Raw genomic sequence first — 12086 nt, 5'->3', positions numbered from 1 at the left:
AATTACAATTCTTTTAAGACTTTAAAACAGAACCTTGGCCAAAATTGGTTCAACACGGGCTGCAATTTCTGGGACATACACCTGAGAAACGTAGTCAGCAATCATTCTATCTGTATTAAACAGTGGTGCATTGGTCTTAATGGATGCTTTCATCATCTGTATCCAGCGATGAGGGATACCTTGAGCATCTTGGTCGTAGTATAGGGGAACAATCTCAGATTCTAAAAGCTGATACAGTGACTGGGAATCGATGCGGTCTTGCAATTCTTGGTCGCTTGTGTGAGCATCTTCACCAATAGCCCAACCGTTAATTCCTTTGCCATTTGCGTCGGCTTGGTAGCCTTCACACCACCAACCATCAAGGACGCTACAATTTAACCCGCCATTAAAGCAGACTTTCTGTCCACTTGTCCCTGATGCTTCTAGAGGACGACGGGGGTTATTTAACCAAACATCAACGCCTTGGACGAGTTTTTGTCCGGTGTAAATGTCGTAATCTTCAATAAAGGCAACACGGTGAATAATGCCGGAATTACGACACCACTCCATCAAACGTTGAATAATGCGTTTACCTTCTTCATCGGCTGGGTGTGCTTTGCCAGCAAAGATAATCTGAACTGGATGTTGGGCATTGCCAAAAATCTTCACAGCCCGTTCGGCATCGCGTAAAATCAAATCACCACGTTTATAAGGGCTAAAGCGTCGCGCAAAACCAATGGTTAATATATTCGGGTCAAGTAAACTATTCACGGCTTGAATGCTTTGATAATCTTCACCGCGCTGTTCCCGTGACTTTTTGACTTTATAACGAGTGTAGGCAATTAGTCTTTCTTTAAGAATCTGATGTCTTGCCCAGAGTTCTTCGTTGGGAATGTCGTCAACTTTCGCCCACATTTGGGGATCGATGGCGCGAGTTTTCCAATCTTTACCTAAATATTGGTCATATAAGTCTGCGAGTAAAGGTGCAGTCCAGGTGGGTGCATGAACACCGTTGGTAATGTAACCAATTGGAACTGTATCTTCGCTATGTTGTGGGTAGAGAACAGTCCACATTTTGCGGGAGACTTTGCCGTGTAATTCACTTACGCCGTTGCAAGCACGACACATCCGCAATGCTAAAACTGTCATCCCAAAGGGTTCCCAAGGATCACCCAGTCGTCTTGCACCCAAGGCTAAAAATTGTTCGCGGGATAGCCCTAATTGCGGCCAGTACTGGGCAAAATAAGAGTCAATTAAGTCGGGGGAGAAGACATCATGACCGGCGGGAACCGGTGTGTGGGTGGTAAAGACACAACTTTTCTTGACGCTGGCTTCAATATCGTAGAAGGATTTCCCGGTTCGTTCAATTTCTTGACGGGCAATTTCTAGGGTACAAAAGGCGGCGTGTCCTTCGTTGAGGTGATGTACGGAGGGTTTGATTCCCAAGGCGGTTAAAGCCCTGACTCCACCAATACCTAAGACGACTTCTTGGGCGATGCGGGTTTCTAAGTTACCGCCATACAAGTGTCCTGTTAACCAACGGTCAATGGGATCGTTGTCTGGGCGATCGCTATCTAGTAAATATAGAGTTACACGCCCGACTTGCACTCGCCAAATTTGTACTTTTACTTGGCGTTGGCGAATTTCTATCTGGATGGTGAGTGGTTCCCCTTGCTCGTTTTTAATTAACTCTAGGGGCATTTTGTCGAAGGGATTATCCAAATAGTAATCTTCTTGCCAACCGTGGCGGTTTAAGCGTTGGCGAAAGTACCCTTGGCGATACAGTAAACCCACACCCACCATCGGCACACCTAAATCGGATGATGATTTTAGATGATCCCCGGCTAAAATACCCAAGCCACCAGAGTAAACAGGCAGAGATTCATGGATACCAAATTCGGCACAAAAATAAGCAATGGGATGTTCAGCCGACACTTGCGGTGCAACTCGATTCACCCAAGTATCTTTCTGTGCCATGTACTGGTCAAATTCGCGGACTAAGGCAGAAATCTGCTTCAGGTAAAGGGGATCTTCTGCCAAATGAGTCAGACGTTCGTAACTAGCTGACTCTAAAATTGCCACTGGATTATGCCCACAAAGTTCCCATTCTTGGGGATCAATGCTTTGAAATAAGGATATGCGATCGCTACTCCAACTCCACCAATAGTTATAAGCTAAATCTGCTAAACGTTTGAGGGGGAAAGGCATCTTTTCGCTTAAACGTACCGATGCGGTTATTGCACTGCTGTTAGCCATACAAGTCTAAACTCTCTGTTAACTTTTTGCGATTTCATCTATCATTTGCTGCCACAAAATTACCTTCAGGTTGATTCCGCCGGAGTCTTCATTCGTGAATCCTCCCCTGAAGCCGCAGCAGCTTTTCTCATCTATGCTCTATCAAAATTAATGATTCTTCTTGCTATTACGTTTTTAGTATTATCTCTGGATTTAATACTTTCTGCCCATCAATTTGCATCACTTTTGTTTACAATAATTTCCGTATTATTAAGTTTTATTTACTATCAATTTGTAATGTTTAAGAAAAGCTAAAGAGAGATAAACAGGACTTACGCACCAAAATTGTTTGTGGGGATTGGGTGTATGGGTGAAAGGGTATGCGGTGTAAGGGTTTTGAATACTTACACCCTTACACCCTCATACCCCTGCACCCTGTTCTAAAACCTTATTTTTTCGTTTTTTTGCGTAAGTCCTAATAAATAAATTATTAAACATGAGTAAGATTTGGGGGAGAATCCCCAAAGCCCCCCATTGGGTGACGGTTGTGTCCCTCAAACCCTCTCCAAAATCATTTTTTCATTTGTTGGTTTTATTGTAATTTAGTTTTCTTATCTGAACCGTATTGTGCTATCTATATCTAGCTTGAGAGATAAGAAAAGTAGAAAAATTATTGTGCAATATTTCTACTTTTTTAATTATCTTTTAACCCAAAAATTAATATACCTGAACTTGGGCTAAACCATAGGGAACTTCTCTTGATAAACCGATATGCCCACCAGAAATATCGTAGTAAACAAAGCTTCGATTCGGAAAGGCATTGGCAAAATCTATATTCCTAAAAGCAATATTGAGATTAGTTCCAGGAGGCACTGGTTGAGAGAAATCAATTCTAATGATTCTTTCATCTTGTCTAGAAATGTTAGCCTCAACGCGCCGACCAGATTGATCAGTAACGTCAATATCGTTACTAACTTTGAGAGCATCAGAAGGTCTAACTATCAGGTAAGATAAAGGCTGCATACCTGTATACACAGTAATTGTGTGAGTACTATCGTAACCGCTTGTACTGCTAATTCGCGGAGCATTGCTATTGTAAGACATATCTTGTCTTTGGGCTTGCGCCGGGAGACAAGTAGCTGCGATCGCAACACTCAAGCCAGATAATAAAATCCATTTTTTCATAACCAACCTCCAAATGATTGAATAGAATAGCCAACAGAAAATCTATACTTAATCGCAAATTAAGTATTTTATGGATTTACGAGATATTTAATTAGACTTGCCTAAAGTTTCTATCGACAGAAAAGTAATCTTGTCTAATTAGTTTTTAGATTAAAAATATTTAAAAAAATTTGCTTCTCACTGAGGAGATATTATCGTTATCATTCTGAGGTTTGAACTGTCAATTAAATAATCACAAAAGAAGGTAAGAGAAAAAACAATTTCAAATAATACTATTAGCGGATGAAAAAACCTATTTTTATTTATATGTGAACTAGTAATGAAGTTGAATGAAAATACTGCGATGCTAGGTTTTTGGCGGTATTTCATTAATGAGTTAGCTAAGGCGATCGCACTTTCTCCTCCAGCATCCGTGTTCAGAGATGGGTTTATACGCGCTAAATTATTATTTAAGTTGATTTTCCTGGTGCGATCGTCCTTTTGCTATGACTAACGAAGAACTACTGCAAATCATTGAACAAGCTGCCAGAGATCAGGCGACAGAATTAAATCTTGCTGGCAAAGGTTTAACAACTTTACCCCCGGAAATTGGGAAACTTGACAACCTACAATCATTCAACCTCCATAACAATCAAATAAGCAGTCTGCCTCCAGAAATCAGACAACTCACCAATCTGCGATTGCTCAACCTCCACAATAATCAACTGAGCAGTCTAGCACCAGAAATTGAACTACTCACTAATCTCAAAATACTCAATCTATCCTTCAATAGACTGAGCAGTCTGCCTCCGGAAATTGCACAACTCAGTAATCTGAAAACACTTAACCTTCCCTTTAATCACTTGAGTAGTTTGCCTCCAGAAATTGGACAACTCATCAACCTGCAATCGCTCTACCTCGATAGTAATCAACTGAGCAGTCTACCTCCAGAAATTGGACAACTCACTAATCTGAAAACCCTAAAACTCTCCTTTAATCAACTGAGCAGTCTACCTCCAGAAATTGGACAACTCATCAGTCTGCAATTGCTTTACCTCGATAGTAATCAACTGAGTAGTCTACCTCCAGAAATTGGACAACTGCCCAATCTACAACTCTACCTCCGCGACAATCCCCTTGAATCACCTCCGCCAGAAATACTTCAGAAGGGTTCAAGCACAATTCTGAACTTTCTACGGCAACAGTTAGAGGAAAAAAGCGATCGCCTCTACGAAGCTAAATTACTCATAGTAGGAGAAGGTGGAGCAGGGAAAACTACACTCGCCAAAAAAATTCAAGATGCTAACTATCAATTAAATCAAGATGAAGAATCTACAGAAGGTATTGATATAGTTCAATGGAAATTCCCACTAGACAATGGTAGAGATTTCCAGATTAATATATGGGATTTTGGCGGACAAGAAATTTACCATGCGACTCATCAATTCTTTCTCACTAAACGTTCACTATATGCCTTAGTTGCTGATATTCGTAAGGAAGATACTGATTTTTATTACTGGCTGAACGTAGTAGAGTTACTAGGCGGCGAAAGTCCTGTCCTAGTTATCAAAAATGAAAAGCAAGAACGTAAACGAGAAATCAACGAACGAGATTTAAGAGCTAATTTTAAAAGTTTTAAAGGAACACTAGCTACAAATTTTGCTACAAATCGTGGTTTACCAGAAATTCTCAATAAGATTAAACATTATATTAGTAATCTCCCTCATGTTGGCACTGAACTGCCTAAAACTTGGGTTGAAGTCCGCAAAGCTTTAGAAAGTGATAACCGTGAATATATAAATTTAGAAGAATATCTCAATATTTGCCAAAAGCATGGATTTACAAATAAAGAAGATAAACTTCAACTTAGTGGTTATTTACATGATTTAGGAGTATGTCTGCACTTTCAAGAAGATGACTTGCTTAGAAAAACTGTAATTCTTAAACCCACTTGGGGAACCGATGCAGTATATAAAGTTTTAGATAATCCACAGGTTATTGAAAATTTAGGACAATTTAACCGGAATGATTTGAAAAATATTTGGCATGAGAATAAATATGCCGATATGCGTCCAGAATTATTGCGGTTAATGATGAATTTTAAACTCTGCTACGAAATTCCTAGTTCTCTTGGTAATTATATTGCTCCTCAGTTACTTTCCGCCAATCAACCTGAATATGATTGGGATGACTCTAATAACCTTATCTTGCGCTACAGTTATGAGTTTATGCCCAAGGGTATGTTAAGCCGCTTTATTGTTGAAACACATAATTTAATTGAACAGCAAAAACTTGTTTGGAAAACAGGTGTTATTCTCAATAAAGATAACACTCGTGCTGAAGTAATTGAACACTATCATCAACGTGAAATTAAAATCCGTGTATCAGGCAATCATAAAAAAGAATTGTTAGCAATAGTTAAACATGAACTAGAAAAAATTCATAGTTGCTACAAACATCTACAGTATGGAATCCTTGTTCCTTGTAATTGCAAGAAATGTAAGGATAGCCAAAAACCTTATGCTTATGATTTAACAATATTGGATAAATTTCAAAAAGCAAAACAATATGAAATACAATGTCAAGAAGGTTTTGGTATGGTAAATATTCAAGGACTTATTGATGATGTTTTTCCGCCTAAACAATTTATGCTTAGAAATCAAGTTTTTATTAGTTATAGCCGCAAAGATATGGAGTGGCTTGAAAAACTCAATACGCACTTAAAGCCTATAATTCATCATCAAGCATTGGTGGTATGGGATGATAACAAAATTCAAGCAGGGGCAGAATGGCGTAAAGAAATTGACTATGCGTTAGCAGCCGCAAAAGTGGCAGTATTGTTAGTTAGTCCCAACTTTTTAGCTTCAGATTTTATTGCTGATATTGAGTTACCTTATTTTTTAGAAGCTGCTGAAAAAGAAGGAGTCAAGATTCTGTGGATACCTATAAGTTATAGTTCCTACGAAGAAACGGAAATTCCCAAATATCTCGCAGCCCACGAACCAAAACAGCCTTTAGATAGCTTGAGTACATCAGAACAGAATAAAGCGTTAGTCGAAATTTGCAAGAAAATTAAACAGGCGTTTATATCTTAAAATGAATGGCTAGGCTAGTAGGGTGTGTTGAAGCAACGCACAACACACCATCAAATCCGGTGCGTTACGGCTAATTTCTCATATTTCCAACGCTCAAATCTTGACGTAGCCGTAACACACCCTACGGAATTGAACTAGATAGATATCCGTTGAGTGTGAGTCTCTACAAACAAAACCTGCTCTAATGGTTTATAGACATAACTGCCCTACCAGTGATAGGGTTGTCAGCTGCTCAAGCTAAACACTGTAATTCTCTAGGTAGTTTTGCATGGTACTGGATATCTCTTCTTTGCCGTTGGCATTTCAATTTACTTCTCCAGGCCCGATTTTGGTGAAAATCGGCCCATTAACTATCCGTTGGTATGGCTTGTTGATTGCTACGGCGGTGTTAGTTGGTGTCAGCCTTTCTCAGTACTTGGCAAAACGCCGTAATGTGAATCCAGAATTGCTGAGTGATTTGTCAATTTGGCTGGTGTTGGGGGCAATTCCCGCCGCACGACTATATTATGTTTTGTTTGAATGGGCGGAATATGCCAAGCATCCCGAAAAAATCATCGCTATTTGGGAAGGTGGTATTGCTATTCACGGTGCAATTATCGGTGGGACGATAGCAGCTTTAATTTTTGCCAAACTCAAGCGGGTTTCTTTTTGGCAATTAGCAGACTTGGTTGCACCTTCCCTAGTTTTAGGACAAGCAATTGGAAGATGGGGTAATTTCTTTAATTCTGAAGCTTTTGGTCGTCCTACTAATCTACCTTGGAAACTTTACATTCCATGCAGATTTGATCCAGCTAAAAACCTCTGTCTTGGTCGTCCTTTAGATTATCAAAGTTTTGAATACTTCCATCCCACTTTTTTGTATGAATCACTGTGGGATTTAATGGTGTTTGCCTTGCTGTTAAATTTATTTTTCCGCAGTGTCTCTGGCAAGCTAAAGCTGAAACTAGGCACGTTAATTATGGTTTACTTAACAGCCTACAGCACTGGTCGCTTTTGGATTGAAGGTTTACGCACAGATAGTTTATTGCTAGGAAATCTGAGAATTGCCCAAATTGTCAGCTTAACGGGTATCATCGCAGGTTTAGCAGGTTTAGCTTGGCTATATTTTCGGAAACGCCCGTTACCGGATGTGGTTGCGTCAAGTGATTAGGAGAAGGCCTGAAGGGGGACGAAGGAGACAAGGGAGACAAGGGGGATTAGAAGATGACTCAATTTAAAAATCCTCATCCTCTCTGCGTCTCTGCGTGAGAAAATTCATCACGCATTTAGGCAATGCCAATGGCTAATGACCAAAAATAAAAAATGCCCCAGATTTGACTCTAGGGCTTAACCAGGGTGCATCTACCATTCCATTCTTCTATCGTTAGAGGGTTAATCCGGAAGGATACTGAGAAAATGCCAAGAAATTTTTGAAAAAAGATTTTTATTACGGGTAAATACGGAAAAGTAATTGAAGTTTTTTGTATGGAAACTCAACTAAATTTAATCAAACCAGCAGTTTACATTGTGGGGGCAGGGCCGGGAGACCCAGATTTATTAACGGTTAAAGCGCAAAAACTCCTTTCTAGGGCAGATGTAATTTTATTTGCTGATGCTTTAGTTCCCGAACAAATATTAAATCTGTGCCGCCCAGATGCGGAAATTATTCCGACTGCGGATAAGACTTTGGAAGAAATTGTATCGCTGATGGTGGAACGGGTGCGATCGCAGCAAAAATCTCTTGTCCGTCTCCACTCTGGCGACCCCAGTCTTTACAGTGCTATTCACGAACAAATGCAAATGCTGGCTGAGGCGGATATCCCCTTTGAAGTCGTCCCAGGAATTAGCGCCTTTCAAGCCGCCGCCGCCAAACTCAAGGTAGAGTTAACAGTCCCCGGTTTAGTTCAAACTATCATCTTGACGCGCATTAGTGGACGTACTGAAGTCCCAAGCACAGAAGAGTTAACCAGCCTCGCCGCCCATCAAGCTAGTTTATGCCTATATTTAAGTGCGCGTCACGTCGAAAATGCCCAAGCCAAATTACTCGAACATTACCCCAGCGATACACCTGTGGCGATTTGCTTTCGGCTAGGTTGGCCTGATGAAAAAATTCGCGTGGTTCCCCTGAACAAAATGGCGGAATGCACCAAAACAGAAAATCTGATTCGCACCACACTTTATGTAATTAGTCCCGCACTTAAAGCAACAGATGGGCGATCGCACTTGTACAATCCTGAATATAATCATTTATTTCGTGCTTAACTTGGTCAGGAATTATCCACAGAGATTTCCTGTTGAGAATAGTGTCATGGCGAAGCCCCCATATTACCTAAACACTATTCCCCAACAGTTCTACTCGCTTACCTGAGCAAGAATTTTTTGAGTTTGCAAATAATGATAAAGGCGATTTAACGCATTGAGATGGGCGTAAGCTGCGGCTACGACAATATCGGTGTCGGATGCTTGCCCGGAAAAGATTCTATCTTGATATGCCAAGCGGATTGTGACTGTTCCCAAGGCATCAATTCCGCCTGTGACTGACTGTACAGAAAACTCAATTAATTGATTGGGAATCTGTATTAAATGGTTTATTGCTTGATAAACAGCATCTACTGGCCCTGTGCCGACACTCGCATCTGTCAGGATTTTGCCATCGGGTGTGACAACTGTAATGGTTGCGGTTGGACAAGTGCAGTCACCGCAAATTACTTGGACGTGTTCGAGTTGAAAACCGCTTTCTACTTGATTTTGGGTTTCATCCCGCACAAGTGCTTCTATATCCCAATCAGAGATTTCTTTTTTCTTGTCTGCAACTTCTTTAAAACGGTTAAAGGCTTTGTTTAAGTCGGCTTCACTCAGTTCAAATCCCAATTCTTTCAACCTTGTACGGAAAGCATTTCGTCCTGAGTGTTTGCCTAAAACTATGCGATTTTCTGGTAAGCCAATGGATGCAGCTTCCATAATTTCGTAGGTTTGGCGATGCTTGATAATGCCATCTTGATGAATGCCTGATTCATGGGCGAAAGCATTTGCACCCACGATCGCTTTATTTGGTTGAATCAGCATTCCGGTTAACTGCGAAACTAAGGTAGAAGTTTTATAAATCTCTTGGGTTTTAATGTTGGTGAGGGGTACATCAGAATTTACAGAACGGCCAAAGTAGGGATTGAAGTAGTGTTTCCGCACTTGCAAGGCCATCACAATTTCTTCTAACGCGGCATTTCCAGCACGTTCGCCAATGCCGTTAATCGTGCATTCTACTTGACGCACACCATGTTCTATGGCGGCTAAAGCATTGGCAGTTGCTAAACCCAAATCATTTTGAGTGTGGATGGACAGAGTTACTCTGTCAATATTCGGCACATTCTCCCGAATGCCTTGAATCAAAATTCCGATTTCTTTGGGGGTGCAGTAACCAACGGTATCAGGAATATTGATTGTGGTTGCGCCAGATGCGATCGCAGTTTCTAACACCTGATACAAAAACTCCGGTTCTGTCCGACTAGCATCCATTGGCGAAAACTCAACATCATCAACAAAGGATTTGGCATAAGCCACCATTTCTTGAGCGATCGCCAACACTTCATTACGGGACTTTTTCAACTGATATTGCAGATGAATATCAGATGTCGAAATCATAGTGTGAATGCGCGGATGGGCAGCAGGTTTTAAAGCTGCGGCGGCGGCTTTAATATCTTTGCGGGTGGCTCTGGCTAAACTGCAAATAATTGGCCCGTCTGCTTTCCCGACTTGTTCTGCAATGGTTTTGACGGCTTGAAAATCTCCCGGACTAGAGACAGCAAAACCCGCTTCTATGACATCTACTCCCAAAAGAGCTAGTTGATGAGCGATCGCTAATTTCTCTTCTGCATTTAGGGTTGCACCAGGGGATTGTTCGCCATCCCGCAAGGTGGTGTCAAAGATGATAACTCGGTCTGTTGCTTGAGATGCAATGCTCATAACTAGTCTCCCGTTTGGTTAAGGGAATTATTTATAACTTTGGATATTGTATACAATCTTTTCTAAATTGTATACAATATAAAATATGAACTTACATGATTTAGCTGCCAATGTGCTGCAACAACAACGCAGCACCCCCGATTTAATTGCCGATGCTTTGCGGGAAGCTATTTTGCGCGGCATTTTTCAAGAAGGACAATCTCTCCGACAAGATGAAATCGCCACACAATTTGGTGTGAGTCGCATTCCTGTGCGGGAAGCCTTGCGTCAATTAGAAGCAGAAGGTTTGGTAACTCTGCATCTGAATCGTGGTGCGATGGTATCGGTACTCACAGCAGCCGAAGCGCAAGAAATTTGTGAGATTCGCAGTGCGTTGGAAGTCCAAGCCATACAGTTAGCGATACCAAAATTCAGTGCAGCAGATTTAGAAAAAGCTGCGTTAATTCTCGAAACGACTGATCAAACCACCGATGCAGGTTTGTTAGCGCAACTTAACTGGGAATTCCACGCCGCACTTTACACCAGCGCAGAACGTCCGCGACTATTGGCAATGATCAAAAATCTGCATATAAATTGCGATCGCTATGTGCGTATGCAGATGGCACAAATGGACTATCAAGAACATTCCCAAAAAGAACACTATCAACTTTTAGATGCTTGCAAACAACGAGATCCAAAAACTGCCGTGCGATTACTAAAACGCCATATCGATACCGCAGGTGAACAGTTAGTTATGTATTTGTTGCAAAAATCTTGAAAGTGATAGTGTCTCTTAGCAAAGTTATGCAATATTCCCGTAATGGTGCAGATATGAATTTATTGTAACTTTCCTGATGGCAACAAATATCTGCACAAAACATTGATGTTATTTTTGGAAAACTGCACAACCAATGGTTATTTATTATTACTAGCAAACAAGAACAATTAATCAATTGATGGTGGAATCCAGACTGTCATTTATCTCAAGAGTCTGGTTACTCTAACATCATATTCAGTGCCTTTTGGATGTTCACTTCTGGCCTGAACTCTTGCCATACCATCCGCCTTTTCTTTGGACTCAGCAATAATCTCGTATCTTGACGTTCCGCATTGATAGGTACTGTTGGCTTGATCAGCATATTCCTTAATATCAACCAACACCTCAAAAGTATGAACCATTGGAACCCCCTAGTGCAAATCGCACAGTGTGGAAATTAATATCCAGTATAGGAATATCAATAAGTATATGCTTGTTCAACAATACAATTCTTTATCAAAACTATTAATCAATAATGTCTGAGAGTTAATACTGATAACTAACTAATAGCAATACTGCTCTAAATTAACGAACAAAGTATTATTAATATAATTGGTTAACAAATATTGCAAAGTTAATATATAAATAACAAAAAAATAAGAAAAGGTGACAGGTCATATTATCCCTCTTCTGAGAAACAGGAATGTTTTTTTACATTCATTGCGAATGCGATCGCATATTGGGAAAATGACTCTGCTGAATATCGCACAAATCTATGAAGGTGTGGTATTTGTAGCAGTAGAAGAATAGATAAAGCAAGAACTATACAGCACTTGCGTCTGTTATGAGGTACAATAAATTAAAATATAAATACCTCTAAATGAAGTCATACTCTGTCGATCTTCGAGAAAAAATAGTTGCAGCACATCTTCAAAAAA

Annotated in this window: 9 protein-coding genes; 5 read left to right on the top strand and 4 right to left on the bottom strand. The window is 40.4% G+C overall.

Annotation, left to right across the window (positions count from 1 at the left end; all coding sequences use genetic code 11):
• Nucleotides 1–21: 21 nt before the first annotated feature.
• Together glgP and H6G79_RS29705 are read right to left on the bottom strand one after the other, a co-directional pair.
• The gene (gene glgP, locus H6G79_RS29710; RefSeq protein WP_190595095.1) at nt 22–2235 is read right to left on the bottom strand and encodes an alpha-glucan family phosphorylase; all 2214 of its coding nucleotides are present in this window, start codon (nt 2233–2235) and stop codon (nt 22–24) included.
• A 696-nt stretch (nt 2236–2931) separates the two neighbouring features.
• Entirely contained in the window at nt 2932–3399 is a 468-nt protein-coding gene (locus H6G79_RS29705) for a DUF2808 domain-containing protein (protein ID WP_190595094.1), read from the bottom strand.
• A gap of 319 nt (nt 3400–3718) precedes the next feature.
• Here H6G79_RS29705 and H6G79_RS29700 point away from each other — a divergent pair, with 319 nt between their 5' ends.
• The 4 genes from H6G79_RS29700 to cobM all read left to right on the top strand — a co-directional run bounded on the left by H6G79_RS29700 (nt 3719) and on the right by cobM (nt 8714).
• On the top strand, nt 3719–3892 hold the full coding sequence (locus H6G79_RS29700; RefSeq protein WP_190595093.1) for a hypothetical protein: 174 nt from the start codon (nt 3719–3721) through the stop codon (nt 3890–3892).
• Nucleotides 3885–6473: a COR domain-containing protein gene (locus H6G79_RS29695; RefSeq protein ID WP_190595092.1), complete on the top strand. Its 2589-nt coding sequence runs from the start codon at nt 3885–3887 to the stop codon at nt 6471–6473. The genes H6G79_RS29700 and H6G79_RS29695 overlap by 8 nt, the downstream gene beginning before the upstream one ends.
• Before the next feature lie 268 nt (nt 6474–6741).
• Nucleotides 6742–7623, top strand: a complete 882-nt coding sequence (lgt, locus tag H6G79_RS29690; protein ID WP_190595091.1) for a prolipoprotein diacylglyceryl transferase — start codon at nt 6742–6744, stop codon at nt 7621–7623.
• A gap of 314 nt (nt 7624–7937) precedes the next feature.
• The gene (cobM, locus tag H6G79_RS29685; RefSeq protein ID WP_190595090.1) at nt 7938–8714 is read left to right on the top strand and encodes a precorrin-4 C(11)-methyltransferase; all 777 of its coding nucleotides are present in this window, start codon (nt 7938–7940) and stop codon (nt 8712–8714) included.
• 90 nt (nt 8715–8804) lie between these two features.
• Here cobM and H6G79_RS29680 read toward each other — a convergent pair whose 3' ends face one another.
• The gene (locus tag H6G79_RS29680; RefSeq protein WP_190595089.1) at nt 8805–10412 is read right to left on the bottom strand and encodes a 2-isopropylmalate synthase; all 1608 of its coding nucleotides are present in this window, start codon (nt 10410–10412) and stop codon (nt 8805–8807) included.
• A gap of 85 nt (nt 10413–10497) precedes the next feature.
• Between H6G79_RS29680 and H6G79_RS29675 the strand changes: the two genes are divergently transcribed.
• A complete protein-coding gene (locus H6G79_RS29675; protein ID WP_190595088.1) occupies nt 10498–11169 on the top strand; it encodes a GntR family transcriptional regulator in 672 nt (223 codons plus the stop codon).
• A 200-nt stretch (nt 11170–11369) separates the two neighbouring features.
• On the opposite strand, the gene H6G79_RS29670 is transcribed toward H6G79_RS29675, so the two are convergent.
• Nucleotides 11370–11570: a hypothetical protein gene (locus H6G79_RS29670; RefSeq protein WP_190595087.1), complete on the bottom strand. Its 201-nt coding sequence runs from the start codon at nt 11568–11570 to the stop codon at nt 11370–11372.
• Nucleotides 11571–12086: the final 516 nt, after the last annotated feature.

Source organism: Anabaena sp. FACHB-83, from assembly GCF_014697485.1.
Classification (GTDB): domain Bacteria; phylum Cyanobacteriota; class Cyanobacteriia; order Cyanobacteriales; family Nostocaceae; genus Nostoc_B.
The sequence above is the reverse complement of the archived record's forward strand: the minus strand, read 5'-3'. Positions and strand labels throughout refer to the sequence as shown.